The sequence below is a fragment of the Allobosea sp. GW823-FHT01F03 genome (assembly GCF_058798075.1).
Map to the genome: position 1 here is coordinate 482,501 of NZ_CM179505.1, position 25,552 is coordinate 508,052.

The 25,552-nt window shown below is 65.9% G+C and carries 23 protein-coding genes and 1 pseudogene (1 of these 24 only partly in view); 16 read left to right on the forward strand and 8 right to left on the reverse strand.

From position 1 onward, the window contains the following. The 6 genes from AC3RCC_RS02300 to AC3RCC_RS02325 all read right to left on the reverse strand — a co-directional run. Positions 1–794, reverse strand: partial view of an oligopeptide/dipeptide ABC transporter ATP-binding protein gene (locus AC3RCC_RS02300; RefSeq protein WP_492257461.1) — the 5' portion only. The gene continues 169 nt to the left of window position 1, outside the view; only the first 794 of its 963 coding nucleotides appear in the window; the start codon lies at positions 792–794; its stop codon lies beyond the left edge, outside the window. Continuing rightward, the gene (locus AC3RCC_RS02305) at positions 791–1,825 is read right to left on the reverse strand and encodes an ABC transporter ATP-binding protein (protein WP_492257462.1); all 1,035 of its coding nucleotides are present in this window, start codon (positions 1,823–1,825) and stop codon (positions 791–793) included. Before AC3RCC_RS02305 ends, AC3RCC_RS02300 begins: the two co-directional genes overlap by 4 nt. Then, a complete protein-coding gene (locus AC3RCC_RS02310; RefSeq protein ID WP_291640362.1) occupies positions 1,822–2,700 on the reverse strand; it encodes an ABC transporter permease in 879 nt (292 codons plus the stop codon). The genes AC3RCC_RS02305 and AC3RCC_RS02310 overlap by 4 nt, the downstream gene beginning before the upstream one ends. Continuing rightward, entirely contained in the window at positions 2,697–3,551 is an 855-nt protein-coding gene (locus tag AC3RCC_RS02315; protein WP_492257463.1) for an ABC transporter permease, read from the reverse strand. The genes AC3RCC_RS02310 and AC3RCC_RS02315 overlap by 4 nt, the downstream gene beginning before the upstream one ends. Positions 3,552–3,586: 35 nt before the next feature. Next, positions 3,587–5,140, reverse strand: a complete 1,554-nt coding sequence (locus tag AC3RCC_RS02320; RefSeq protein WP_492257464.1) for an ABC transporter substrate-binding protein — start codon at positions 5,138–5,140, stop codon at positions 3,587–3,589. 81 nt (positions 5,141–5,221) lie between these two features. Beyond that, positions 5,222–7,054, reverse strand: coding sequence for a CocE/NonD family hydrolase (locus AC3RCC_RS02325; RefSeq protein WP_492257465.1), 1,833 nt, complete (start codon positions 7,052–7,054; stop codon positions 5,222–5,224). Between the two features lie 119 nt (positions 7,055–7,173). On the opposite strand from AC3RCC_RS02325, the pseudogene AC3RCC_RS02330 reads away from it, so the two are divergent. Together AC3RCC_RS02330 and AC3RCC_RS02335 are read left to right on the forward strand one after the other, a co-directional pair. Next, positions 7,174–7,302 (forward strand): annotated as a pseudogene (locus tag AC3RCC_RS02330) (helix-turn-helix domain-containing protein); the annotation flags it as partial. A gap of 156 nt (positions 7,303–7,458) precedes the next feature. Further along, positions 7,459–8,088, forward strand: coding sequence for a LysR substrate-binding domain-containing protein (locus tag AC3RCC_RS02335; protein ID WP_291640352.1), 630 nt, complete (start codon positions 7,459–7,461; stop codon positions 8,086–8,088). Between the two features lie 283 nt (positions 8,089–8,371). On the opposite strand, the gene AC3RCC_RS02340 is transcribed toward AC3RCC_RS02335, so the two are convergent. Both AC3RCC_RS02340 and AC3RCC_RS02345 read right to left on the reverse strand, forming a co-directional pair. Next, positions 8,372–9,811, reverse strand: a complete 1,440-nt coding sequence (locus AC3RCC_RS02340; RefSeq protein ID WP_492257466.1) for a short-chain fatty acid transporter — start codon at positions 9,809–9,811, stop codon at positions 8,372–8,374. Between the two features lie 38 nt (positions 9,812–9,849). Beyond that, positions 9,850–13,182, reverse strand: a complete 3,333-nt coding sequence (locus AC3RCC_RS02345) for a molybdopterin-dependent oxidoreductase (RefSeq protein WP_492258733.1) — start codon at positions 13,180–13,182, stop codon at positions 9,850–9,852. Positions 13,183–13,370: 188 nt separating this feature from the next. Here AC3RCC_RS02345 and AC3RCC_RS02350 point away from each other — a divergent pair, with 188 nt between their 5' ends. From AC3RCC_RS02350 to AC3RCC_RS02415, 14 genes are all read left to right on the forward strand, one after another. Beyond that, positions 13,371–14,036, forward strand: a complete 666-nt coding sequence (locus AC3RCC_RS02350; RefSeq protein WP_492257467.1) for a GntR family transcriptional regulator — start codon at positions 13,371–13,373, stop codon at positions 14,034–14,036. A gap of 360 nt (positions 14,037–14,396) precedes the next feature. After that, positions 14,397–14,561, forward strand: coding sequence for a hypothetical protein (locus AC3RCC_RS02355; RefSeq protein ID WP_492257468.1), 165 nt, complete (start codon positions 14,397–14,399; stop codon positions 14,559–14,561). Between the two features lie 218 nt (positions 14,562–14,779). After that, the gene (tsaA, locus tag AC3RCC_RS02360; protein WP_492257469.1) at positions 14,780–15,262 is read left to right on the forward strand and encodes a tRNA (N6-threonylcarbamoyladenosine(37)-N6)-methyltransferase TrmO; all 483 of its coding nucleotides are present in this window, start codon (positions 14,780–14,782) and stop codon (positions 15,260–15,262) included. A gap of 154 nt (positions 15,263–15,416) precedes the next feature. After that, complete coding sequence (locus AC3RCC_RS02365) at positions 15,417–15,662, forward strand: hypothetical protein (protein WP_492257470.1); 246 nt, start codon at positions 15,417–15,419, stop codon at positions 15,660–15,662. 65 nt (positions 15,663–15,727) lie between these two features. Further along, the gene (locus AC3RCC_RS02370) at positions 15,728–16,717 is read left to right on the forward strand and encodes a FecCD family ABC transporter permease (protein WP_492257471.1); all 990 of its coding nucleotides are present in this window, start codon (positions 15,728–15,730) and stop codon (positions 16,715–16,717) included. Next, positions 16,714–17,520 carry an ABC transporter ATP-binding protein gene (locus AC3RCC_RS02375; RefSeq protein ID WP_492257472.1) on the forward strand — a complete coding sequence of 269 codons (807 nt, stop codon included), beginning with the start codon at positions 16,714–16,716 and terminating at the stop codon, positions 17,518–17,520. Before AC3RCC_RS02370 ends, AC3RCC_RS02375 begins: the two co-directional genes overlap by 4 nt. Further along, positions 17,513–18,526: an ABC transporter substrate-binding protein gene (locus AC3RCC_RS02380; protein ID WP_492257473.1), complete on the forward strand. Its 1,014-nt coding sequence runs from the start codon at positions 17,513–17,515 to the stop codon at positions 18,524–18,526. The genes AC3RCC_RS02375 and AC3RCC_RS02380 overlap by 8 nt, the downstream gene beginning before the upstream one ends. Before the next feature lie 55 nt (positions 18,527–18,581). Continuing rightward, on the forward strand, positions 18,582–18,815 hold the full coding sequence (locus tag AC3RCC_RS02385) for a hypothetical protein (protein WP_291640331.1): 234 nt from the start codon (positions 18,582–18,584) through the stop codon (positions 18,813–18,815). 30 nt (positions 18,816–18,845) lie between these two features. Next, positions 18,846–19,733 (forward strand): Rossmann-like domain-containing protein, encoded by an 888-nt coding sequence (locus AC3RCC_RS02390; RefSeq protein ID WP_492257474.1) that lies wholly within the window; start codon positions 18,846–18,848, stop codon positions 19,731–19,733. Positions 19,734–19,859: 126 nt separating this feature from the next. Then, positions 19,860–20,909 (forward strand): ABC transporter substrate-binding protein, encoded by a 1,050-nt coding sequence (locus AC3RCC_RS02395; RefSeq protein WP_492257475.1) that lies wholly within the window; start codon positions 19,860–19,862, stop codon positions 20,907–20,909. A 59-nt stretch (positions 20,910–20,968) separates the two neighbouring features. Continuing rightward, on the forward strand, positions 20,969–21,952 hold the full coding sequence (locus tag AC3RCC_RS02400; protein ID WP_492257476.1) for a FecCD family ABC transporter permease: 984 nt from the start codon (positions 20,969–20,971) through the stop codon (positions 21,950–21,952). After that, positions 21,945–22,751, forward strand: a complete 807-nt coding sequence (locus tag AC3RCC_RS02405) for an ABC transporter ATP-binding protein (protein ID WP_492257477.1) — start codon at positions 21,945–21,947, stop codon at positions 22,749–22,751. Before AC3RCC_RS02400 ends, AC3RCC_RS02405 begins: the two co-directional genes overlap by 8 nt. After that, complete coding sequence (locus AC3RCC_RS02410) at positions 22,741–23,529, forward strand: substrate-binding domain-containing protein (protein ID WP_492257478.1); 789 nt, start codon at positions 22,741–22,743, stop codon at positions 23,527–23,529. Before AC3RCC_RS02405 ends, AC3RCC_RS02410 begins: the two co-directional genes overlap by 11 nt. Positions 23,530–23,955: 426 nt before the next feature. Next, positions 23,956–25,200: a PAS domain-containing protein gene (locus AC3RCC_RS02415; RefSeq protein WP_492257479.1), complete on the forward strand. Its 1,245-nt coding sequence runs from the start codon at positions 23,956–23,958 to the stop codon at positions 25,198–25,200. Positions 25,201–25,552: the final 352 nt, after the last annotated feature.

The window sequence follows — 25,552 nt, forward strand, 5'->3', positions numbered from 1 at the left end:
CAGTCGGGGCGTCGCCCCGGCGTCGGCGGCAGGACTGCGTCGAGCAGCGAGCGTGTATAGGGATGGCGGGGCCGCGCGAACAGCTCCTCCGTCCGGCCGGTCTCGACCAGGGTGCCGAGATACATCACCGCCACCCGCTCCGCCATATGATAGACCACGGCGAGGTTGTGGCTGATCAGCAGAACGGTGAGGCCGAGCTTCTTCTGCAGCGTGCCGATCAGGTTGATGATCTGCGACTGCACGGAAACGTCGAGCGCCGAGGTCGGCTCGTCGCAGATCAGGATACGCGGCTGTGCGATCAATGCGCGTGCGATGGCGACGCGCTGGCGCTGCCCGCCCGAGATCTGACTCGGATAGGCGTTGAGCAGGTGCGGCGGCAGTCCGACCGCCTGCATCATCGCGGCCACGGCGACCTGCCGGCTGCGGCCATTGCCCTCGCCGCGGACGACGAGCGGCGCCGCGATGATGCTGCCCAGCGTCTGGCGCGGATTGAGCGAGGAATAGGGATCCTGGAAGACCGGCTGGATCAGCCCCGCTCGCTCGATCCGGTGATAGGACGCGATCGGCTTCCCCGCCACGGTCACGAAACCGCTGCTCGGCGCCTCGATGCCCAGCATCAGCCGCGACAGCGTGGTCTTGCCGCAGCCGGATTCGCCGACGATCGCGACGACCTCGCCCTGCCGGACCTCGAGATCTATGCCGCGCAACGCCCGCAGGGTGCGCCTTTCGCCGTGGAAAGCGACGGCGTAATCGCGCGTCGCGCCGACGATGCTCAGTGCGGCCTGCGCGTTCACGACACCACCTCGCCCCGCTCCTCGAAACCCGGTTCGCCGGCCCGCTCTGCCACTGACCGGATGCAGCGTAGCGCACGGTCGCCATCCTGCGGCACGAGCGGCACCGGGACGGCGCAGACCGGCCGCGCATAGGGGCAACGTTCCATGAACAGGCAGGTCTTTACCTCGCCTGTCGGCGGCGGCACGATCCCCGGTATCGACCCCAGCAGCGCGCCACGCGCGGTGTGTCCCGGCGTCGGAATCGCCTGCAGCAGGCCTTCGGTATAGGGATGCGCCGGGGCGCTCAGGATGGCTGAGGTCTCGCCGGTCTCGACCACCTGGCCGGCATACATCACAGCGACGCGGTGGGCCATCGTTGCGACCACGCCGAGATCATGCGTGATCAGGACGATGCCGACGCCTGTCTCCGCCTGGAGCTTCGCCAGCAGCCCGAGGATCTGCGCCTGGGTGGTGACGTCGAGCGCCGTCGTCGGCTCGTCGGCGATGATCAGGTCCGGATCGCAAGACAGCGCCATCGCGATCATGACACGCTGGCGCAGGCCGCCGGACAGCTGGTGGGGGTATTGTTCGAGCCTGGCTGCCGGCGACGGGACGCCGACCCGGGCCAGCAGCGCAACCGCCCGCTCTCGCGCCTCCGTCTGTCCGATGCGCCGATGCGTGCGCATCACCTCGGTCATCTGGCTGCCGATCGTGTAGCAGGGATCCAGCGAGGTCATCGGATCCTGGAAGATCATCGCGATGCGCGGTCCGCGCAGCTTGCGCCATTCCGTCTCGCGCAGATCGATCAGCGATTGTCCGGAAAAGCTCAGCCGCGTGGCATCGACGCGCCCGGGCTTCGGCACGAGCCCCATCAGCGAAAGGGCGGTCAGGCTCTTGCCGCAGCCGGATTCGCCGACGATCGCCAGCGTTTCGCCGCGCGCGACCGACAGCGTGATACCACGCACCGGCTGCAGCACGCGCCCCTGCGCGGTCGGAATCGTGATCTTCAGGTCCTCGAGCGCGATCAGCGCGCTCTCCCTGGGAGTGCTCATGCCCGGCCCTCCGGCGCGACGACGTCGCGCAGCGCATCGCCGAGCAGGTTGATCGCCAGCACCAGCGTCACCAGTGCGACGCCGGGGATCGCGATCAGCCAGGGGCGGAACAGCAGCTGGTTCTTCGATTCCGCCACCATCAGTCCCCAGGAGGCGAGTGGCGGCTTGACGCCGAGGCCGAGGAAGGAGAGCGCCGCCTCGAGCAGCACCGCATGCGCGACCTCGACGGTGGCGACCACGATCAGCGGCCCGACGATGTTGGGCAGGATCTCGACCAGCAGGATGCGCGGCGTCGAGGAGCCGATGGCGCGCGCCGCGATGACGAAGTCGCTATGCGCCAGCCGCTGCGTCGCGCTGCGGGTCACCACCGCGAACCGGTCCCAGAGCAGGAGTCCGATCACCACGACGAGCACGCTCAGCGAGGAGCCGACGACCGCGACCACGACGAGCGCGACCAGCACGACAGGAAGCGTCAGTCGGATCGTGATCAGGAAGTTGATGACGAGATCGACCCGGCCGCCGAAATAGCCGGCGGCCATGCCCATCGCCGTGCCGATGAGGCCCGAGACCAGCACCGTCGCGATGCCGATGAACATCGAGATGCGGGCGCCGTCGACGAGGCGCGCCAGCAGGTCGCGTCCGAGCTGGTCGGTGCCGAGCGGATGCGCCCAGCTGCCGCGCACGTCCCACACCGGCGGGACGAGGCGGGCGCCGAGATTCTGTGCAACGGGATCGAGCGTGAACAGCGGCCCGACGAGTGCGACGAGCAGGATCAGCAGGATCGCACCACCGCCCAACCAGAAGCTGCCATGCCGCAGCAGGCGGTGCAAAGCGAGCCGGCGGGGGCTCATCGTGGTGAGTGTCGCCGCCGTCATGAGATGCGGATCCTCGGATCGATCAGGGCGTTGAGCAGGTCCGCCAGCAATGTCAGCAGCGCATAGATCAGAGCGATCAGCAGCAGGATGGCCTGGATCACCTCGATGTCGGAGCGCTGGATCGATTGCCAGGCAAGGAGCCCGAGCCCTTTCAGCGAGAAGACCGGGATGATGGCACTGCGCAGTGCATGAAGCAGCACCACGCGCCAAGCCGGAAGCCCATAGGCCCGCGCCGTGCGGACATGGTCGGATTGCATGACGTCGATCATGCCCGAGCGCGTCAGTCGCATGAGGGCGGGAGCGGCGTAATAACCCAGCGTCACCGAGGGCAGCACGAAATGCAGCCATGTCGCCGAGCCGGAAATCGGCAGCCAGCGCAGCTGCACGCCGAAGATGTAGATCAAGAGCAGCGCGAACAGGAATGAAGGCAGCGCCTGCCCGGCAACCGCCAGACCGAGCGCGAAACGGTCCAGCGCCGTATCACGATGGAGGCCAGCGAGGATTCCGAGCGGGATGGAGAGCAGCAGCGCGAAGACCAGCGCCGACAGGCCGAGCTTGGCGGTGACCGGGGCGTGCTCTGCGAGCACGGTGATCACTGACTGGCGCAGATAGAAGGACCGGCCGAAATCGCCGGCCAGGATCTTGCCGATCCAGGCGAAGTACTGCGTGTGGATCGGTTGGTCGAAACCGTAGAGCCGGCGGATCGATTCCACATCGGCCGGAGAAGCCCCCTCGCCCGCCATCGCTGCGGCGGGATCGCCGGAGAGATGGACGAGCGAAAAGGCGAGTACCGAGGTGCAGGCGATCACCAGCAGGGTGACGAGCAGCCGCCGCGCGAGAAAACGTAACATGATGTTCGATCAGACGGCGGCGACCGCTTTCCTGCTCACTTCTTCCAGCGTGCCAGGTAGAAGTGGGCCAGCTCGTCCGGCGTCACCGGCAGGTCGAGTTCGGCGTTGAAGGCGTAGGTCCGGCCGTAGCTGAACAGCGGCACCATATAGGCCTGCTCGTTGATGCGGGCGAGCGCCTTGCCGTACAGTTCCTTGCGCTTCTCCGGATCGACAGTCGTGTCCGCCGCCTGGAGCCAGTCGCGCACCTGCTCGTCGCGGGCATAGTCATCGGTGCTGAACTTGAAATAGTTGCTGACCGAGGCCGAGGCGTCGAGCACGCCCTGCGAACCCCAGCTCAGATGGGCCACCTCGGCCTTGCCTTCCTGCAGGATCGGCCGCAGCGCGCGCCACTGCAGATAGCGCAGGTCGGTCTTGATGCCGACCGCACGCAGATAGTTCATCACCGCCTCGGTATAGGGTCGGTCGCGATAAGCGTAGATCGGGATGGTGAAGCCGTCGGGATGCCCGGCCTCTTTCAGCAGCGCCTTGGCCTTGGCGGGATCGTAGGCATATTCCTCGGTCTTGGCGTCGCAGCCGAACTGGCGTGCGTCGCACATGAAGCGCAGCACCTCGGAGCCGTCGCCGACGAGATCACGCGAGATCGCCGCCCGGTCGATGGCGTGGAACATCGCGCGGCGGACGCGGACATCCTTCATCGGATTGTCGCCGGAGCGGCCGACCGCGTCGAGCGAGAGGAACGACATGCGCGTCGTCGGCGCGGCCTTGACCGTGACGTTCGGCATCGCGGCAAGCTGCTTGGCGTTCTCGGACGGCACGCCCCAGATCCAGTCTAGGCCGCCGGTAACGAGTTCGGCGAGCTGCGTGTCGGTGTCGGGGATGGTCTTGTAGATCAGCGTGCCGATCGCCGGCTTGCCCTTCGGGCTGTCGGCGAAATAGGCGTCGTTCTTGACCAATGTCACCGAGGAGCCGGACTTGAACTCCTTGAGATTATAGGGGCCGATGCAGACCGGCTGGACCGCTCCCCAATCGCGCCGCGGTTTACCGCCGGTGTTGACGGTCGGTGCCTTGTCGTAGTGCCCCTCGGGATAGATCGGCGTGATGCCCGAGAAATACTCGATCGCAGCCGGCGTGGGCGCCTTGGCCTTGAAGATCACCGTGTCGGTGCTGGGCGCCTCGACATTCTCGATCCAGTCCACCAGCAGCCGGGTGACCACGCCGCTGTCCGGCTGGCGGGCATGGTTGTAGGTGTAGGCGACGTCGGCAGCCGTCAGTTCCTTGCCGTTCGAGAACTTCAGTTCCTTGCGCAGCTTGAACTCAAGCGTCTTGTCGTCGATCCAGCGATAGCCGGTCGAGAGCAGCGGCTTATATTCGCCCTTGATCGGATCGCGATACATCAGCGTGTCGCACATCTGCTGTGCGATGATCACGACCTCGCGTAGATTCTGATAGTAGAGATCGACCGTGTCGACCTCGCTGGCCGAGGCGAAGACCAGCGTGTCGTCCGCCTTGCCGGCCTGGGCGGTGCCGGCACCGAGGCCGAGCGCTGCCGCGACAGTCAACGCGGCCGCCATGCTCCGAGTCGTCATCATCGTTCCCCTCCGTCCTGTTTCAGGATCAGTCTCCACTCCCGGCCCTCTCCTCATGGCCGGGAATGATCGCTTGCGACCTTCTCAGACCGCGCGTCTCACCGGCAATCGGATTGTCGAATTCCATGCGCCGCCGCGATGCAGTGTCAGTTTCGGCGGGCGGCCATGCGGCACCTGCCCGCAATGGTCGGCATCGGCGCCCGCGATCGCGATGCGGATGCGGCTCCCTGCCCTGAAGGTCCACGACGTCGGCAGCAGTGCGAAATGCAGGCGCTGCGGCTCGCCGATCGGCATCGGCGCGGCATCGGCTCGCGTGAAGCTGCGGAACGGCCAGCTGGTGCGATGCTCCGCCGGGCACTCGCTTTCCTTGCGATGCAGCGCCCGCAGCAGCCCTTCGGTGACGTAACGGACCATGCCGTCCGCCTCGACCTCAGAGAGATAGACGAAGACCGCGGCGTCCGGCTCGTTCGACGCCACCTGCAGGTCGGCGATCACATGGCCGGATACTTGCCAATCCCGCTCCAGCGGCGCGGAATCGTAGCGCAGCATCGCCTCGTCCCGGCCCTGCCAATCGATGTAATAATCGCGACTATCGATCGCGGCGATCCGCTCATAGCGGGTCTGGCCGCCGGTGCCCTTGCTGAAATCGACCTGGTAGTCGTCCGCCCCCGCGGCGCCGGCCTGCGGCGAGAGGCGCGCGCCTTCGTCGAGATGCAGCGTCTCGCTGGTCTCGACCGGCGGCCAGGACGCGGCCTCCTGCCAGGCTTCCTCATGCATGGTGTAGTAATGGATCGGCGCCTCGTCGCGGAGACCGGTGTCGAGGCCCATGAGGTACTCGTCGAAGAAGCGCAGCACCTCGCCGACGACGGGAAAGTCCGGCTCGACCTTCGGCCGCCAGGGCGAGCAGTCGATGCGCGCACCATGGTCCCAGGGACCAAGCAGGAGATGGCGCTTGGCGTTCGGCAGTGTCAGGAAGCGGCTGATCGAGCCGTTGGCATAGCCCGCGCCGTCCATCCAGCCTGAGACCGAATAGACTGCGACATCGGGATCGATGCCCTCGTAGAAGCCGTAGGGACTGAACTTGGCCGAGGTGAACTGCGGATCATAGGGCAACGTGTCGCCCTTGAATTTGAACTCGGTGATGAAGTCCGGCATGTGGAAATTACCGATATGCTCGGTGATCGCCTGCCGGCAGAGCGCCCCGTCCGCATCCTCGTCCACCGGCTGCGGGCCGGCATAATTCGGGTTGGCGTAGTAGGAGATGTTCTTCAACAGGTCGCGCCGGTCGTGATCCATGGCGATCATCAGGTCGTCATAGACCCGCGCCAGTTCCTTCAGGAGGATGCCGCCCGGATAGTAATGGTCCGAATAGGTGTCCCAGACCGCGAAAAGCGGCGCGATTGCCTTCACAGCCTTGTGGCCCGTGCTGGCGAGGAAGTCCGCCGCCGCGCCGAGATAGGACACGCCGGTCGCGCCGATCGCGCCGTTCGACCAGGGCTGCGCCACGATCCAGTCGGCGATGGCGCGGCAATCCTCGCGCTCGCGCGGCGAACGGAAGCTGTCGCGCGTTCCGAAGCTCGCTCCCGTACCGCGCACGTCGATGACGACCAGCGCGTAGCCGGCAGGTACGAAATTGTCGCGATAGCGGAATGAGCCGGGCGTGACCTCGTCGCCCTTGCTCCAATCGGCCAGTGCGAACCGGCGGTAATAGGGGGTGAAGATGGTGATCGCCGGGAACGGTCCCTCGGCAGCCACTCCCTCCGGCGTCTGCGGAAGATAGACATCGACCGCGAGCCGGCAGCCATCCGGCATCGTCACATAGTGCGAGAACGGCTTCTTCGACACGCCATAGGGGCGCTTGCGGTCCTTCAGGTAGGCCTGCGGGGTCACGCGCCAGGCCGCATTCTCGCTCGCCATGAAAGTTGCCCGTCTCAAACCGTTCCACTTCGAAATTCGAGCGTCGCAAACCCTCGACATATGCGTCAAATGCGTAATAAAGAGAACATCATGCTTAATTCGCATATTAAATAGATCGGATGGCGGCGCTGCGGGGATTGGAGGCCCTGAGGGCCTTCGTCGAGACAGGCACCGTATCGCGGGCCGCGGCAAGGCTCGGCCGCACCCAGCCGCAGATCGGGCGACTGCTCAGTGCGCTCGAGAGCGAGCTCGGCTTCCAGCTGTTCGATCGGCAGAACAAGCGCCTGAGCCTGACCGCCGAAGGCCGCGAGTTCTATCAGCATGCGGAGCGGCTGCTGCAGGGACATGACGGACTTGAACGCTTCGCCGCCCAGCTGCGCCGTGGCGGGCGCCACCACATCCGCGTGCTCGCCGCGCCGCATGTCGCCGAAGCCATCGTCATCGATGCCGTGGCCAAGCTCTCCCGAAGCGACCCACGCTTCACGGCTAGCGTCGATTCACGCGTCCGCATCGATATCGACAGCTGGCTCGGCCAGGAGCACTTCGATCTCGCTGTCACCGTTCTCCCGATCAGCCATGCCGGCTTCGAGACCGAAGAATTCTTGCGTATCGAGGCCGTGGCCGCCATGGCGGACAGTCACCCGCTCGCGCGGCTGGAGGCGGTCACGGTCGCGGACCTCGCCAAGACCAGCTTCATCGCGACCCACCGCCGCTCGCTGATCCAGAAAGAGATAGAACGCCAGGCGGACGAGGCTGGAGTTGCGCCCGAATCGCGCTTCGAGACGCAGAGCGGCATGATCGCATGCCAGCTCGCAGCGCGCGGCCTCGGCTGTTGCGTCGCGGACCCCTTCGTCGCTCATTCGAGCGGAGCGCCCGGCCTGGTCTTCCGGCCCTTCCGGCCTGCCATCGAGCTGCGCTACGGTTTCGTTTTTCCCGCCTGGCAAAGCCGTTCGCGCTTGGCCCGGGAGCTTTCGGGAGCGATCGCGGAGCAGGCGAAAGCACTTTGGAGCGCGATCAGGACGTCGTTCGGTTAAGCAGCCGAAGCAGAGATTCGAGATGATAACCCGGCCGATCGGCCGGGCGCCGGATTGAATGTCCGCTGATTGACCATGGCCCAACGCCAGCTCTTGGCGCGATCAGGCCGATACCGAGCGGTGCATGGAAGCTGCCTGACCGGCTTGTATCGCCGCTTGTGCGGATTCCCCGACAACCTCAGGCTGAGGCTGAAAGCTCGGCGATCGGAACCGCCAAGCTTTACAGCAGTCTGAGACGGTGGCTGATGGCCAGCTATGGATTTCCCGCCATAGAATTGGACGCCTAAGGGATGATCGGCGCGCGGTAAGTGAAGGTGTGCATCAGGGCGACCGCGAGCAGCATGACCACCGGGAAGTGGATGAAGAACTGCATCGAGGTGTAGCCGATCAGGTCCTTCGACTTCAGCTTGAGCACGCCGAGGAGCGGCAGCATCCAGAACGGGTTGATGAAGTTCGGCAAGGTCTCGGCGATATTGTAGACCATCACCGTCCAGCCGAGATGCGCGCCGATTTCGTTGGCGGCCTTCATGATGTAGGGCGCCTCGATGATCCACTTGCCGCCGGCAGAGGGGATGAAGAAGCCGAGGATCGCCGAATAGATACCGACGATGAAGGAGAACACGCTGGCATCGCTGGCGAGGCTGACGAACCAGTGCGCGATCGTGTCGGAGAGCGAGGCGCCCTCGGCCTTCACCCGGGTCAGCATGTAGGCGATGCCGCCATAGAACGGGAACTGCAGCAGCACGCCGGCGACGCTCGGCATGGCCTGCGAGAAGCTGACGAGGAAGCTGCGCGGCCGCCAGTGCAGCAGGGCGCCGACGAGCAGGAAGACGAAGTTGTAGGTGTTGAGGCCCGACATGGTGATCAGCGGGTTGCCGGACTTGAAGGTCTCGTAGAACCAGCCGGCCGCCAGCACGACGATCAGGATCGTTAGAAGCGGGCTGAATTCGAGATAGTCGCCCGGCCGGGTCGGCTTCTGCTCGGCTTTGACGTCGGTGAGATCGACGCCGAGATCGGCGGCGGTCTTGGCCGCCGCGTCGGACGGGGTGGTGTAGTAGCAGATCGCCGCTGAAAGCAGCGTGCCGACCACGATCACCAAGAGGTTCTGCCAGGTCAGGATCGTCTCGTAGAAACTGATCACCCCGGTGATCGGCATCAGCGAGGGCGGGATGCTCGCCGGATTGGCCTGCAATTGCGCCGCCGAGGAGCTGATGCCGAGCGTGAAGCCGAAGCCGAGCCCGAGATAGCCGGCTGCACCAGCTGCGCGATAGTCGAGGCGTATGTCGCTGCGCCGCGCGATCTCGCGCACCAGCAGGCCGGAGAAGATCAGGCTGACGCCCCAGTTGACCAGCGAGAGCAGGATGCTGACCACGCCGACGAAGACGACGGCGCCGCGGCCAGTCGTCGGCATGGCGGCGGCCCGGCGCATCAGCGCCGCGACAGGCGGCGATAGCGCGACGATGTAGCCGCCGATGGCGACGAGCGCCATCTGCATGGTGAACGGAATGATGCTCCAGAAACCTTCACCGAAGGCGGTGCTGACCGCGACCGGCGAACCGCCATGTACGATCGCCGCCAGCGCCACCGCCACCGTCGCCAGCAGAACGAAGATATAGGCGTCCGGGAACCAGCGTTCGGAAAAGGCCACCATGCTCTGTGACAGGCGCACGAGGGCGCCTTCGCGCGGCGCCGCCGCGCGTTCGTTCAGGATCGAATCTGTCATTGTCCCCTCTTATGGCGGTTTGCCGCCGTTGGTCTGCTTCAGGCGTCGAGAACGAGGTCGCTGAGCGGCACCGCACAGCAGGTCAGGCAATCGTCGGGCTCGCCGTCATAGGGCGAGAGATGGCTGGCGGTGCCGGAGACGACACGCAGGCGGCAGCTCTCGCATTGGCCGCTGCGGCAGCCGCTCGGCAGCGACAGCCCGGCCGCCTCGGCGGCATCGAGCAGGCTGCCTGATTGCGCCGACCAGGCGAAGGATGTCCCGCTGCGCGCCAGCACGATGCGGCGCGGCGCCAGATTTGAGGGTATCTCGATCTGCGAGACGAAGACCTCGCTGAACACGTCAAAGCCCGGCAGTCCGGTGCTGGCCAAAGCGGCCCTGGTGTCGGTGACGAAGCCGTCGGGCCCGCAGAGATAGGCGAGCGGCTGGCGCGTTCCAGGCGCGAGGCCGAGTTCTGCGATGTCCGGCCGGCCGGCATGGTCAAAATCGCGGCCGAGCTGATCCTGCGGCCGTGGTCGGGTGAAGGCGCGGATCACCCGCAGCTCCGGGATTCGGGCGGCGATCATCCGCAGCCAGTCGCCGAAGGGCTGCTCGGCTCCGTTGCGGCAGATATAGACGAGCTCGACGGAGGGTGGACGCTGCTCCGGCGCGATTCGCGCAAGCGCCGCGAGATAGCCGACGAAGGGCGTGATGCCGACACCAGCCGCGACCAGGATCACCGGGCGATCGTCGGTCAAAGGCGGGGTAAAAATCCCCGCTGGCGGCTGCAAGGTGACGATACTGCCCGAGGCGAGTTCATGCAGGCGCGTCGACATCCGGCCGGGCGGCGTGCCGTCGCCACCTGCCGCGATGCGGCGCACCGCGATTTCGTATTCGGCCGGGTTCTCGGTCGGCCCGGTCAATGAATAGCTGCGCGACAACCCCGTCTCGGGCTCGGTCACCTGGACATGCTGCCCGGGCAAGAAGCCGGGTAGCGGTTCGCCATCGAGAGGCACCAGGCTGAAAGCGAGGACGTCGCTTGCTTCGCGACGGCGCGCGGCTACGCGGAAGGCGCGCTCGCCAGCCCACCAGCCTTGCGAGGCGGCCTCGTCTCGGGCGATCTCGCAGGCCACGGCCCGCAGCGGCACCGAACCACTGATCGGGTCACGGTCGCGGTCCGACAGGATCGCGTTGATGTTGCATGTCGCCGCTCCCGTAATTGCTCCACCGGAGCGCCCCAGCGGAGTGCAGGCCTGCCACCAGCCGAACTCGGCAATCACGGTTCCGGTCGGCAAGGTCGGGTCCAGCTTCGCCCTTAAGCGCGCCTCGCCATCATGCGTGCGAATGATCACCCAATCGCCGGCGGTGATGCCGCGCGCCTGCGCGTCTGCCGGGCTGAGTTCGACAGACGGGTCAGGCGCCTTGCGCCTGAGCGAGGCGACATGTCGGTGCGATGAGTGGACGAACCAGCCGGATTTCGCGGTCGAGAGCAGCAATGGCAATTCGGCCGGGCGCCCTGCCGCGCTCGCCGGCTCGACATGTCGGGGTAAAGCCGGGTGGCCCAGTGCGAGCAGCTGCTCGGAATAGATCTCGACGCGGCGGCTCGCGGTCGGGAAACCGGTGACGCAGCCCTCCTTGCGAACCACAGTGTATTTGCGTTCCGGATTGGGCTGCGGCACGCGGATGCCGCCCGGCGCTTTCCGCAATTGCGCGACGCTCAGCCCAAGCGGCTCGAGCTGGTGGTTCCAGCCGGCTTCGATCGAACCGCCGAAGAAGGTCTCGGCGTGACCGAGGCGGCAAGCCAGGTCGAAGGCTATGTCGTAATCGGCCCGGACATCGCCGCGCGGCGGCACCATAGCCTGGCGCAATTGGATGTGCTCGACCGCCGCCTGCGTGATCTCGAAGCCGAGCCGGAGCGCCTCGCGCTCCCAGGGCATGCTCGCCGGCAGGACGATATCGGCCTGCTCGGCGGTCGGATTCATGAACATGTCGACATGGACATGGAATTCGAGTGCCTGCAGCGCTGCGCGATTGCGCGCGGAATCGCCCTGTGAAACCACGAAATTGGTGCCGAAGCTCATCAGCGCCCGGACGCGGTAAGGCTCGCCTTCGAGCACCGACCGGCAGAAATCGCGCGCGGTGATCCAGCCCTTGGCCGGCGGGCCGAGTGGCAGCTCAGCGAGGCCGAGCGCCTTGCGGCGCTGTGCCTCCGGCAGCAGCGCATAGTCATTCACCGCGCGGAACGGCGGCGGCCTCGTCCAGATATTGCCGCCGATACGGTCGCTCGCGCCGGTCAGCGCATAGAGCGTGCCGATGGCGCGCTCGATCATGGTCGCATTGGAGTGCTGGCCGACGCCGGTCCAGGAATGATAGGCGAGCCGCGGCGAACCCTCGAACAGCGCGTAGAAGCGAGCGAGGTCATCGGTCGCGAGACCGGTGATCCCGGCGACATGCTCGGGCGTGAAGGCGGCAGCCTCGCGCGCCAGGAGCCGCATCACGGTGGCGCAGGCGATCGCCCGGCCGTCCGCGCCCTGCAGCGTCGCTTCGCCATCGAGGACGATGTCCTGCGGCCGCACCAGCGCCTCGCGCGTGTCATAGGCCACAGGCGAACCATCCGGCCGCAGCAGCACGAAGGCGTCAGCCGCGCCGTCCGGCCAGAGATCATCCGCCCGAAGCAGGCGCCCCGTCGCGAGATCGACCAGCATCGGCGCGTTCGTCCATTGCCGGACGAAGGCGTCATCATAGCTGCGTTTGATGACGAGATGGTGGATCGCGCCCATGGCGAGCGCCCCGTCGGCGCCCGGGCGGATGCCAAGCCAGAGATCGGCGCTCTCACCAGCGCCGCCGCGCTTGGGATCGACCACCGCGACGATCGCGCCGCGCTTGCGGGCTTCGGCTATGCGGGTCGCCTGCGCCAGCCAGGTCCGCGTCGGGTTGTGGCCCCAGAGCACGATGGCGTCGGCATTGTCGTAATCGGCAGCGCCGATGCCGCGGCCATAGGTCAGGGCCTGGGCATAATCCTTGTGCCAGCCGCAGATCTCGACGGCATAGATCAGGTTGGGGCTGCCGAAGCAGCGGATGAAGCGCTCGACCCATTCGAAGCTGTCGACCATCGGCGTGCCGCTCGGCGTCGTCACCGCGAAGGCGACCGTCTCCGCCCCCGTTTCACGGCGAATCGTGCCGAGCCGCTCAGCGATCGTGTCGAGCGCCTCCGACCACTCGATTTCGACCCAGCCCGGCGAATCGGCGCCGCGCGGCGTGGTCCGCTTCAACGGCTTGGCCAGCCGCAGCGGGCTTTCGATCAGCTCTGGCGCCGCCCGGCCCTTGGCACAGAGTGCCGCCCCGGTGGGATGGGTCGGATTGGGCGAAACCGCGACGAGGCGCCCGTCCAACACATGGTTCAGCGAACCACAGCGGGAGCGGCACAGGGTGCAATAGCCCTCTTTGATCTCGGCATTCCGCACATCGGACATAAGGTAGTGTATTACGCGTGACGCGCTACTTCAAGTCAGAGATGCGACTCGCCATATCCGGTGTGCTCATGGCAGAGAGCGCAGACTGTTCGGCGTAAGGTGGGGAACGGATGCAGCTGATCTCGGGAGACGCCAATCTGCGCGAACAGGTCGTCGATCAGTTGCGGATCGCGATCGTCTCGGGCGAGATGCCGCCGGGCACGGTCTGTTCGGTGCCCTCACTGGCGCGCACGCTCGGCATCTCGACGACGCCGATCCGCGAGGCCCTGCTCCAGCTCACTTCGGACGGGCTGCTCCAACCGATGCGCAATCGCGGCTTCCGGGTCGTAGATCCCTCGCTGGACGAACTGCGCGGCATTTTCGAGGTTCGCACGCAACTAGAGGCCTCCGCTTTTCGTAAACTGGTCAGAATGGGGGCCGGAGACCTTTCGGAGCTGCAGGCACAGGCCGATGCCATCGCCGACTCGGTCGAAACGGGGGACGTGCCCCGCTATCTCGCCGCCGACCGGGCTTTCCATGCCGAGTTGCTGGCGCTGGCGGGCAACGAAGTGCTGGCCGATATCGTCCTGCGCCTGCGCGACAGGATGCGCCTATATGGAATCCGATCGCAGCACGGCCTTGAACGGCAGAAGGCGTCAGTGCCGGAGCACTACCGCATCATCGAGATCATCAAGCTGCGTCTCGAAGACGAGGCGGAGGCGTTGATGACCGGCCATATCATGGCTTGGGAGCCGATTTTCACCGAGGCTGTCGCGCTGAGAAGCGCTCAAGGCTAGCCGCGATGATCCTCGCCGGTTCTCAAGGTCCCGGGAAAGCGCCAGGAAGTACCTGATCATGTCCGGAAGCCTGCCTTCTGTCTGATGGGACGAATGCCCGACGCCGGTCAGAAGGTTGATCCCTGCCCTTGGTTTCCTCTCCGCTGCGATCCGGACATGAGCTGACATACCGAACGGATCGCGGTTGTCCTGAAGTAGCAGCCATGGCATGCGCAGCGACGCGGCGGCCATCGCGATCGTCCATTCCGCGTCTGCGGACGCAGCCAGAAATTGTGCCAGAGTTGGACTGGTCGGACTGCTGCTCGTCGCGCCGGCTTCGGCCGTGCCGTGCTGCGCGCCGAGGTGCTCGGATTCGCAGTGATGGCCGTCTTCGTCATCGCTGGGCTGCGCCACAACGGGCGAGACCTTGTGCTACCGCTTTCGGCCAAACTGGCGCTGATGGCGGCAGCAGGCCTCGTGCGTGTCCTGCCCGAACTCTGCATCAGCGAGGCCATGCTCGGCCGGCCCTACCAGTCGGCAGCATGAGTTTCGGGGCGGACCCTGACACTCTTTGATCTGACGCAACGTTCCGAAGCGCACATCGTTATATTCGTCAGACTATAGCGTTTCCTGAAAGCGCCTGGATACGGATAGAGACATTCGTGTCGTGGCTTCGATATCGGAACTGCGATGAAGGTACGAACAAGCGATTGGCCCGAAGGCTGGAGGCCGTCCGATGTATGGCAGCGGTCGGGTGAGCCGCGATGCTGATGGATCCCGACATGCGGCGCGGCGAGATGGCCGTCGCGGTCCCGCCCGGCATCGATGCCGGGCTCGTCTTCATCGGCCGTGTCCGGACGCCCTGGGCGACGCGCCGGGAATGCCCGCGCCGGGGACGTGAGGACGGTCCGGTCTGCAGGCTCGAATTCTTCGAGCCCTGGCATGAGGCGCTTCTGGGCACCGAGGCATTCACGCAGCTGGAAGTGCTCTACTGGCTCCACCAGTCGCGCCGCGACCTCGTGCTGCAAAGCCCTGCCAATGACGGCCGCGTGCATGGCACCTTCGCGCTGCGCTCTCCGGTCCGGCCGAATCCGATCGGTACGTCGATTGTCACCCTGCTGGCGCGCGAAGGGCCGGCGCTCTTGGTCCGCGGCCTGGATTGCGTCGACGGGACGCCGCTGCTCGACGTGAAGCCGGCTCGTTTTCTCTTCGCTCCCTTGGCTCCACCCAAGCCGGGAGTCGCCTAGGTTTCGGGAAGCATCGCGATGTCGCGGAAACCCCGTCGCGCATAGGGCTCGTCGGGAGAGGCGGCGTCGCCGCAGACGCCTTGCCATTCCGGCGAGGCTCCTTAGAGTGCCAACCGTTATATTCAGTCGAATATAACGAAATGGAGGTTTTATGATGAACGAGACGGTTTCGACCCGCGTTACCCTGACCAAGATGTGCGAGCTGCACGGCATCGGGCTGCCGCGTGGTGGCGCGCTGGTCGAGCGTTTCGAGCAGGCCTTCCCGAGCGCCGGCTATGACGATGTCGCCGGGGAGTGGCGCATGGTCTGGAAGAAGGGCACCTATGCGGAGTCCAATGCCCGTCTCGAAGCCTTCTTCACCGAGAACGGCGTCGCGATATCCCACGTCGACAAATGCTAGGGCGGCCCGAAACGGCTGCGATTTCAGCGGCGGGCAGCGGTGCTGCCGTCCGCCGCGATCGGCTCGTGCTGGCGGCTCTGCTGCTTCTGCTCGCCTGCCTGGCGGTCCTTTCGATGGGGATCGGGCGGGTGACGATCCCGCCTGATCGCGTCGTCGCGATCCTCCTGTCCCGTATTATTCCGATCATTCCGAGCTGGAGCCCGGCGGAGGAGCTCATCATCCTTGGCGTCAGGCTTCCGCGCATCTGCGCCGCCATGCTGGTGGGCGCCGCACTCGCCGCGGCCGGCGCAGCCTATCAGAATCTCTTCCGCAATCCGATCGTTTCCCCCGACATACTGGGCGTTTCAGCGGGCGCGGGCTTCGGCGCGTCGGTTGCGGTCATGCTCAACCTCGGCGCGCTCGCGATCCAGGCCGCCGCCTTTGCGACGGGGCTGGCCGCGGTCGCGCTCTGCTTCCTGATCGGCCAGGCGATCAACCGTCACTCGCTCGTCGTCCTGGTCCTCGTCGGCGTCGTCATCGCCGCCTTCTTCCAGGCGATGATCTCGGTTCTGAAGATCGTCGCCGATCCTGTCGACGTCCTGCCAATCATCACCTTCTGGCTTCTGGGCGGTCTGAACAAGGTCACGCCGGACGATCTGCCGGTCGCCGCGGCGACGATTCTGGCGAGCCTGGGCCTGCTTCATGTGCTGCGCTGGCAGGCGAACGTCATGAGCCTCGGCCAGGAGGAGGCCCGCAATCTCGGGATCGATGTCGGCCGGATGCGCCTTCTGCTGGTGTTCGCCGCCACGCTGATGACGGCTGCGGCCGTCAGCGTGGCGGGAATCGTCGGCTGGGTCGGGCTGGTGGTGCCGCATATCGCGCGCATGCTGGCGGGCCCGAGCTTCGAGCGCATGCTTCCGGTCGCAATCGTTTCGGGGGCGCTGTTCGTCCTGCTGGTCGACAATTTCGCGCGAGCCGCCAGTTCGATGGAGCTGCCGCTCGGCATCGTCACCAGCGTGATCGGCGCCCCGCTGTTCCTCGCCTTGCTGCTGCGCACGAAGGTCGCCTGGTCGTGACGCTCGCGGTCGACAATCTGTCCTTCCACTTTCCGGGTGGTGGCCCCAAGCTCGCCGGGATCAGCTTCATGCTGACGGCGGGGGAGGTCGCCTGTCTGCTCGGGCCGAACGGTGCCGGCAAGACGACGCTGATACGCTGCCTTCTCGGCAATCTGTCGGCGTCGGGCGGAACCGTGACGATCAATGGCGTCCCGACGCATGCCTTTGGCGCCCGGCAGTTCGCCGCCAGGGTCGCGCATGTCCCACAGACCGTGCAGTCCGTCTTCGGCCATCGCGTCCAGGACATGGTCCTGATGGGCCGCTCGGCCCATCTCGGGCTGCTGGAGACGCCGGGGGAGCGCGATCGCGAGATGGCCGCGCAGGCGCTCGCGCGCGTCGGCATCGCCGATCTGGCCGATCGGCCTTTCGCGGCGATCAGCGGCGGCGAGCGCCAGCTCTGCCTGCTGGCGCGTGCGCTCGCCCAGGAGGCATCGATCCTGATCATGGACGAGCCTGCCGCCAGTCTCGATTTCGGCAATCAGATCAGGATCCTCGATATCGTCTCCGGGCTCGCGCGCGCCGGCTACGCGATCCTGATGAGCACGCATCATCCCGACCACGCCATGCTGGTCGGTTCCCGCGTCATCGGGCTTCGTGACGGGCGCATCATCGGCAGTGGCGCGCCGCGCAAGCTGCTCTCCGCCCGGTTCCTGTCGCAACTCTACGGCGCGCCCGTCCGCATTCTCGAAGAGCTCGACGGCACGCGTGCCTGCGTCCCCGTTCTGTCCCGACATCACCAGCAGGAGATCATGCAAGATGCGTAGGTTGGCAATCGGCATCGTGGCGGCAATCGGCGCGGGCATCCTCGCGGGCGCCGCTTCGGCGCGCGACGTCGTCGACATGACCGGGCGTACCGTGACGGTGCCGGATAAGATCGAGCGCGTGATCACCATCGGCTCGGTCCCGGTCATCAACAGTTTCGTCTTCGCCGTGGGAAAGGCGGACACGCTTGCGATGGGATTGCCGGTCCGGTTCAACCCGAAGCGCTGGTCATGGCAGTTCGTGTTCGCTCCGCAACTCAAGACCGGCCCTGAGCTGCAGGATTCCAACTATTCCCCCGACGTCGAGAAGATACTCGCCGTGCAGCCGCAGGTGGCACTGACCTTCGAGCAATCGACGGCCGACGTGCTTGGCCGCAATGGCGTCCCGGTCGTGCGTCTGCGCATCCAGACGCCCGAAGACGTCAAGTCCGGGGTCAAGCTGGTCGGAGACCTGCTCGGAAATCCACAGATCGGCGAAACATACGAACGCTATTTCGATGCCACGTTGAAGCGCATCGCCGCCAAGGTCGATGCGCTGCCGCAGGACAAGCGGCCGACCGCCCTCTATCTCAATCCCGGCAACATGACGCAGCCCCATCTCGTCGCGGAGTGGTGGCTGCGGGCAGGGGGCGCTCGCAGCGTCACGGATGACGGCCGCGCGGAGGAAGTCCTCAGCCTATCCATGGAGAGAGTGATCGCCGCCAATCCCCGGTTCATCGTGCTGTTCGAGCCGGGGCATGTCGAGGTCCTCAAGAAGCATGCCGCCCTGTCGCAACTCGATGCCGTGAAGGCGGGCCGCATCCTGGTCACACCCATGGGAGCTCACACCTGGGGCAACCGCACGGTCGAGCAGATCCTCACGGTCTTATGGGCGGCGAGCGCGTTCCACCCGGACCTCTTTCCCCATGCTGAACTGGTCGCGGAGGTCAGGAATTTCTACGCGACCTTCTTTCGGACCGAGCTGAGCGACAAGCAGGTCGAGACCATTCTGGCGAGCGGCAAGCATTAGCCGCCCGTCTCCTTCGCCGCGAGCGAACCGCGATCCACTCATCGGAGAACAGGCCATGCACCACGCGACCTATCCCCACAAATACGACAAGCCGCCGAGCCATGCCTTCAACCTGCCGCGCGATGGCGCGTTGACCCGCCTTTTCCGCGAGGAGTTCCCCGAGGCGTATTTCAACGAAGAACACCAGGAATGGCGCCTCGACTGGGACGAGACGCAGTTCCCCGAGCACGGCCGGCGTCTCGATGCGTTCGCCACCACCCACGGCCTCGAGATCACGCACCGCTACTGAAGGCGGGCGGTGAGCCACAGAGGAGGCAGCATGTCCAGGGACATCCTAGAGGAAACCATCGCCTGCGTGCGTAGCCGCCTCGGTGATCTCGATGAGATCGTGATCGAGAGGGCGGTGGTGGGCCTTTTCTTTTCCGGCGTGAAGCTGTCGACGGGGCATGCAGGCAGCGCGGCGACGCCGATCAAGGACATCCCGGAGGCGGTCTGCTGCCCGAGTTCGGCAATGGCCATGCCGTTTCCGGGCAAGCTGAGAGGCCGCAAGGCCGCAACCCTGATGGAGGAGGCCGTCGGCAGCACCGGCGTGCGCCGAGCGCTCGGCATCGCAGCCCTCAACGCTCTGGCCCAGGCCGCCGCCGAGCGCTGCGGCTCGCCCAGTGCGCAGGTGCTCTCCGACGTGGACGCCTTCGACGCGGCGGAGATCGATGCCGGAGAGAAGGTCGTCGTGGTCGGTGCATTTGCCCCGTTCCTGCGCTCGCTGCGCCAGCTCGGGGCCGATTATCTGGTGCTTGAGAAGGATCCCGCAACGCTGAAGCCGGTCGAGATCCCGTTCTTCCGTCCGGCGGAACAGGCCGCCGACGTCATTCCGCAGGCCGATGTGCTGCTGATCACCGGGACGACGCTGATCAACGAGACACTCGATCTGCTGCTCGGCCTGGCCAAGCCGACGGCGCGCGTAGCGGTCGTCGGCCCGACCGTCTCGATGCTGCCGGATGCCTTCTTCAGGCGCGGCTGCGACATCCTCGGAGGTGTGGAGATCACGGATCCGGACGCATTCCTCGACGTCATTTCCGAAGGCGGCTCCGGCTACCACTTCTTCGGAAAATCGGCCCGGAAAATCGTGCTCACGCCGCGGAGAATCCATCAGGGCGACGGTTCCAGCCAGCTTCGGACGCAGCAGCCGGGCCGGAATCCGATCTGATCCTTCGCCTCGTCGCCTGTCGCCCGGGAGGGGCCAAGCGTTATCCCCGTTTTAATATAGCGATCTGGGTGTCTGCCTCGGCCCTGTCGGGTTTCGCCGCTGTTCGCCTGCGTCAAGGAGATTATCATGCATCTGCGTTTCGCGGCCCTCCTGGCTCTGCTGCTCGTGCCGCTTCTGGCCGCTCCGGGCCACGCCGAACGAATCGTCACCGATCAGCTCGGCCGGAAGGTGACGCTGCCGGACGGCACCTCCCGCGCCGTTGTGCTCCAGCACCAGACGCTCAACCTCGCCGTCCAGATGAACGCGACCGGCAAGATCGTCGGCATCCTGGACCAGTGGAAGCAGCAGCTCGGCGCGAACTACGCGCGGCTGGCTCCCGAACTGGCCAGGCTGCCGATGCCGGGCGGCCTGACCAAGGTCAACATCGAGGCGCTCCTGCAACTGAAGCCCGATGTCGTCTTCGTCACCAATTACGCTCCGGCGGAGATGATCGGCCAGATCGAGAGGGCGGGCATTCCCGTCGTCGCGATTTCACTTCTGGCGGCGCCGCAGGGGGAGGCGACCAAGGTCAGTCCGGTGGTTGCCGATGAGGAGGCCGCCTATGAGAGCGGCTTCGCCGAAGGCGTGAGGCTGATCGGCACGGTGCTCGATCGCAGGGACGAGGCCGAAGCCTTGATCGCGACGGCCACGGCCAAGCGGAAGCTCGTCGCCGAACGTCTCTCCTCGGTGGCGCCGACGCAGCGGGTGACGGCCTACATGGCCAATCCCGATCTGAGCACCTACGGATCGGGCAAGTATACCGGCATCATGATGAAGCGTGCGGGCGCAGCCAATGTCGCGGCCAGCCTGCAAGGCTTCAAGCAGGTGACGATGGAGGATGTCCTGAAATGGAATCCCGCCGTCATCTTCGTGCAGGAGCGCTATCCCGCCGTGGTCGGCGAGATCAAGGGCGCCCCGGCCTGGCAACCGATCCAGGCCGTCAAGGCGGGTCGCGTCTACCTGATGCCGGAATATGCCAAGGCCTGGGGGTATCCGATGCCGGAGGCGATGGCACTGGGCGAACTCTGGATGGCCAAGAAACTCTATCCCGAGCGCTTCGCCGACATCGACATGCAGGTCGAGGCGGACGCCTATTACAGGCGCTTCTACCGCACCGGCTACGACGCCTTCCATTGACTGCGGGCACAGATCGCCAGAGAGCGGCGCGCGGACCGCATCGGGTCGGCCCCGGCTTCATGCTGGGGCTGCTCGCGGTCGCGCTTCTGGTTGCGCTGCTGGCCTCCCTCGGTATCGGCCGTTTCGGCATCTCTCCCGCCCGGGTCGGGCAAATCCTGCTCGCCTTTGACGGCACGGACGCGATCGAGCGCCATGTCGTTCTGACCGTGCGCTTGCCGCGCGTCCTGACCGCGCTGATGGCCGGGGCGGGGCTCGCCTTGTGCGGGGCGGCGCTTCAAGGTGTGTTTCGCAATCCGCTCGTCGGGCCGCACATCATCGGCGTCTCGACCGGAGCGGCCTTCGGCGGCACGCTCGCGATCCTGATGAGCGAGTCGCGCGGGCTCCTGCTGACGCTGGCCTTTCTCTTCGGCATGCTGGCGCTGTTGATGGTCTACGCGCTCAATGCGCTGGTGGCGCGGCGCAACATGCTGGTCCTCGTGCTCGCCGGCGTCGTCGTCAGCGGATTTTTCGGGGCGCTGGTGAGCCTGGCGCAATATCTCGCCGATGCCGAGGAGAAGCTGCCGCGCATCGTGTTCTGGCTGCTTGGATCCTTTGCCACGGCCGACTACGGCAAGCTCGCATTGATGCTGAGCGCGCTCGCTCCGGGCGCCTTCCTGCTCCTGCTGCTGCGCTGGCGCATCAATATCCTGTCGCTTGGCGACGAGGAGGCAAGGGCGCTCGGTATCCGCGCCGAGCCGACGCGGTGGCTGGTGCTGACGCTGATCGGGCTGATGGTCTCCGCACAGGTCGCCGTCAGCGGCGTGATCGGCTGGATCGGCCTCGTCATACCGCATCTGGCGCGGATGCTGGTCGGTCCGGACCACCGCGTTCTGCTCCCCGGCGCCATGCTGGCCGGCGGCCTGTTCATGGTGCTGGTGGACGATGTCGCGCGCACGCTGAGCCAGAGCGAGATCCCGCTCGGAATCCTGACGGCCCTCATCGGCGCGCCGGTCTTCGCACTGGTCTTCCTGCGTGCCGCCGGCCCCGAGCGTGGCCATGGCTGAGCCGCGCATCCAGGCGAGACAGGCCGGCCATTCCTATGATGGCCGGTGCTGGCAGTTCCGTGAGTTGGATCTCACGATTTCGGCCGGCGAGATCGTCGCCGTGCTCGGCCCTAACGGGCGCGGAAAGTCGACGCTTCTGCGGGCTGTGGCTGGCTTGATCCACCCGAGCACCGGCAGCATCAGGGCAAGGGGCGCTGTCGGCGTCGTGCCGCAGGCATTCATGCCGGCCTTTTCCTACAGCACCTTCGACATCGTGCTGATGGGGCGCACGCGGCACATCCCGCTGCTGCGCACACCGGGCAGGAGCGATCGCGAGATCGCCTTCGCCTGCCTGACCGAACTGGGCATTGCGAGGCTGGCGCAACGCTCCTTCAACTCGCTTTCCGGGGGCGAGCGGCAGCTCGTGCTGATCGCCCAGGCGCTCGCGGGCGAGACGCCGATCCTGCTGCTCGACGAACCGGCCGCGGCGCTCGATCTGCACCATCAGGACGAGGTGATCGCCCTCATACGGTCGATCGCCGACAGCCGGCGGCTCGCGGTCCTGTTCACGACGCACCACCCCGACCATGCCTTCGCGATCTCGGACAAGGTGCTGCTGATGCACGACGACGAGCGACACCTGATCGGCCCGACGGTCGAGATCATGACGGAGGCACATCTCGCGGAGCTCTACAAGGTGCCGGTGCGCCTGCTGCGTTTCACTGCCGAAGGCAGGGAATTGACGGCCTTTGCCCCGATCTTTCGAAGCCAGGTCGCGCGCGGGGGCAAGCCCATTCCGGGAGATCGTCATGCCGAATGAGACCGTGGCGGTGCGATCCGTGACGCTCTATGCGGCCGGCAGTTTGCGCCGTGCTCTTGGTGAGTTGCTGCCGCTGTTCGAGCACGCCCATGCGACACGCGTCGAGGCGCTCTTCGGCCCGGCCGGTCTGCTGCGTCGACGGATCGAAACGGGGGAGAGCTCGGACGTTTTCGCCTCGGCCAATATGGAGCATCCCCGCCGCCTGTTCGAAGCGGGACTTTTCGGCGAGCCGATCTGCTTTGCCCGCAATGAGATCTGCGCAGTGGTTCGGCGCGACCTCGCCATCGGCACGGTCGGACTGATTGACGCGATGCTCGATCCGGGACTGGTGCTGGCGACCTCGACGCCCGGTGCCGATCCTTCGGGAGACTATGCCCGGACGGTCTTCGAACGGGTCGACCGGATCCGGCCGGGCACGGGGCGAACGCTCGCCGGCAAGGCCCGTCCGCTGCTCGGCAGCGGCTTCGTTTCGGAGGTGCCTGCGGGGCGCGCGCCCGGATCCTGGCTGATCGAGACGGGACAGGCGGATATCGTCCTGGGCTACCGCTCCGGCACTTTGGGTCTCGACCGGGCCAGCCCATGTGCGGTTGTTGCGCTGCCCGGGGACTGCGCGGTCACCGCAAGCTATGGCCTGGCCGTTGCGCGTGCGAGCGGGGAGGCGGCGCATGCCCTCGCTGCCCTCCTGGCGGGGGAGCAGGCTTTGGCCGTGCTGCTGCGCAACGGCTTCCTCGCTCCGCCCGGCAGGCCATCGGCAGGAATTCCGACAGGGCAGACCTGATTGTCTGCATCGTCGGCATAGGCGGGGCACTGCGCTGACCCTCGAGCGCCTGCTTGCGGAGAAGTCCGATCTCATCATCGATTTCGGCACGTTCCATGAGGCCTATCGCTGGCCGACCATGTGCAGGCTCAGACCGGCATTCCCAATCCTCTGATCGACGGCCCCGCTCTCCTCCGGCTTCCGACGAGGGCGCGCCGTGAATGAGGCCTTGGTGCCGGGCCGGCGAGGTTCTCGGCGTGCGTTGCCGGACGCTCATCGGTGCCATCAGCGAAACCGAGATTCCCCTTACGTAACAGACCTTAATACGATCGCGTCTGCCAGTCTGAGATACCTCGGTCCCTGGGGGAATGCGACGTTCTGGCGATTGTCGACGCGCCTTCGCCGCTGGCCGCTGCTGGGCTTTGGGGGGGGCGAATGGATTCCGAGATGACGGGCATTCGCGCCAGAGTTCCGATCGTCGACAACGAGGTTCCGTTCGCATTCGAGGAGCTGTTCTTTTCGCGGACCGACCAGCGCGGCGTTATTCTGGCCGGCAACAGCGTATTTCAACGGGTGAGTCTCTACGGGTGGAGCGAGCTTATCAGGAGGCCGCACAATATCATCCGGCACCCCGACATGCCGAAAGGCGTGTTCTGGCTGTTGTGGGACATGATCAAACGGGGCGAGCCGGTCGGCGCCTATGTCAAGAACCGGGCGAAGGACGGCCGCTATTACTGGGTTTTCGCGGTCGTCACGCCGATCGAGGGCGGCTATCTGTCCGTCCGGTTGAAGCCGAGCAGCCCATTATCCGCAGCGGTCGCGGAGGAATACGCGTCGCTCATTGCGACCGTCAGCGACAACAAGGCGGGCGCCCGGATCGGCGCCGAGGTCTTGCTGCAGCGTCTCGCCGTGCTCGGCTTCGAGGACTACGCCTCATTCATGGCGGCGGCGCTGAGCCAGGAGATCATGGCGCGCAATCGGCATCTGGGCTGCCATCCGGATGCCGTGATCACCTATTTCGGCGAGTTGGTGGCGGCTGCGCGATCGCTCCTGCATCAGGCCGGGTTGATCTTCGCAGCCTACGCCCGAAGCGAACACGTGCCTGTCAATCTGCGCGTCCAGGCGGCGCATCTCGGCCAGTCCGGAGCAGTCATCGATACCATCTCCAGCAATTACAGCCTGATTTCCAGTGAGATCAGGAGCAACATGGATCGGTTCATCGCGTCGGCGGCTGGCGTGCTCCGGACGATAAACGACGGCTTCTTCTTCGTTTGCACGGCAACGATCCAGCGTGAGGCTGCAGAGCAGTTTTCCCGGGAAATTGCCCTGTCGGTCGATCTGGAGGGGCAGGATCAACACGAGGAGATGCGGCTCCTGGACGATCAGCGGATCGCTTACCGGCAGAAGGCGATCGACGGCCTGACTGCGATCAATGACCGCGTCAGCAGCTTTCGCCAGGATTGTGCCGAGATGAGGCGGCTCGCGGCCGGCCTGGAGGTGACGCGGATCATGGGAAAAGTGGAAAGCGCGCGCCAAACGGTCATCCGGAGCGGGTTGAGCGAACTGATCGCGGATCTCGAGACCTTTCAGGGGGCGCTCACCGACGGTCTGAAGGAAATCGATTCCAACAACCAGCATATCCAGACGAACGCTCGGCGCCTGGTCGAGATCGTGGGCCAGCAATCCGGCTGACGCCGGATGGAACGCCGTTCGGCTTCACCGCCGGGGTGGTGCAACTCTCCGGCAGGCGCTGATTTCGCCTCGAGAATCGCCAGAACGGCGGTCCTGTCATCGTCTCGCGCGGATCGTCGCCCTGCCGGCCGGACGGTAGCGTCGCCGAGGAGACGGCGAATGATGCTTCACGGTCTTGGCAGCGCGAATAATGCCGCTCTTGCGTCAAGCATACAGGGCACGTTGCAAAGCGATGTACGGAGGATCTTGTGTGCGATCGCCTATGCCCTCCGCAAAACCCCTTAAGTGCGGACACGGTTTGCGGGTGAACGCGGTAAATTGTTGATCTGCCGCAACTCCTGCAGGGTGATTT

What these genes read in the sequence shown, in the direction of transcription:
- AC3RCC_RS02305 (WP_492257462.1), bottom strand. Translation starts at nt 1,825, where the DNA reads ATGAGCACTCCCAGGGAGAGCGCGCTGATCGCGCTCGAGGACCTGAAG.
- AC3RCC_RS02310 (WP_291640362.1), bottom strand. Translation starts at nt 2,700, where the DNA reads ATGACGGCGGCGACACTCACCACGATGAGCCCCCGCCGGCTCGCTTTG.
- AC3RCC_RS02315 (WP_492257463.1), bottom strand. Translation starts at nt 3,551, where the DNA reads ATGTTACGTTTTCTCGCGCGGCGGCTGCTCGTCACCCTGCTGGTGATC.
- AC3RCC_RS02320 (WP_492257464.1), bottom strand. Translation starts at nt 5,140, where the DNA reads ATGATGACGACTCGGAGCATGGCGGCCGCGTTGACTGTCGCGGCAGCG.
- AC3RCC_RS02325 (WP_492257465.1), bottom strand. Translation starts at nt 7,054, where the DNA reads ATGGCGAGCGAGAATGCGGCCTGGCGCGTGACCCCGCAGGCCTACCTG.
- AC3RCC_RS02340 (WP_492257466.1), bottom strand. Translation starts at nt 9,811, where the DNA reads ATGACAGATTCGATCCTGAACGAACGCGCGGCGGCGCCGCGCGAAGGC.
- AC3RCC_RS02350 (WP_492257467.1), top strand. Translation starts at nt 13,371, where the DNA reads ATGCAGCTGATCTCGGGAGACGCCAATCTGCGCGAACAGGTCGTCGAT.
- AC3RCC_RS02355 (WP_492257468.1), top strand. Translation starts at nt 14,397, where the DNA reads ATGGCCGTCTTCGTCATCGCTGGGCTGCGCCACAACGGGCGAGACCTT.
- tsaA (WP_492257469.1), top strand. Translation starts at nt 14,780, where the DNA reads ATGCTGATGGATCCCGACATGCGGCGCGGCGAGATGGCCGTCGCGGTC.
- AC3RCC_RS02365 (WP_492257470.1), top strand. Translation starts at nt 15,417, where the DNA reads ATGAACGAGACGGTTTCGACCCGCGTTACCCTGACCAAGATGTGCGAG.
- AC3RCC_RS02380 (WP_492257473.1), top strand. Translation starts at nt 17,513, where the DNA reads ATGCGTAGGTTGGCAATCGGCATCGTGGCGGCAATCGGCGCGGGCATC.
- AC3RCC_RS02385 (WP_291640331.1), top strand. Translation starts at nt 18,582, where the DNA reads ATGCACCACGCGACCTATCCCCACAAATACGACAAGCCGCCGAGCCAT.
- AC3RCC_RS02390 (WP_492257474.1), top strand. Translation starts at nt 18,846, where the DNA reads ATGTCCAGGGACATCCTAGAGGAAACCATCGCCTGCGTGCGTAGCCGC.
- AC3RCC_RS02395 (WP_492257475.1), top strand. Translation starts at nt 19,860, where the DNA reads ATGCATCTGCGTTTCGCGGCCCTCCTGGCTCTGCTGCTCGTGCCGCTT.
- AC3RCC_RS02400 (WP_492257476.1), top strand. Translation starts at nt 20,969, where the DNA reads ATGCTGGGGCTGCTCGCGGTCGCGCTTCTGGTTGCGCTGCTGGCCTCC.
- AC3RCC_RS02405 (WP_492257477.1), top strand. Translation starts at nt 21,945, where the DNA reads ATGGCTGAGCCGCGCATCCAGGCGAGACAGGCCGGCCATTCCTATGAT.
- AC3RCC_RS02410 (WP_492257478.1), top strand. Translation starts at nt 22,741, where the DNA reads ATGCCGAATGAGACCGTGGCGGTGCGATCCGTGACGCTCTATGCGGCC.
- AC3RCC_RS02415 (WP_492257479.1), top strand. Translation starts at nt 23,956, where the DNA reads ATGACGGGCATTCGCGCCAGAGTTCCGATCGTCGACAACGAGGTTCCG.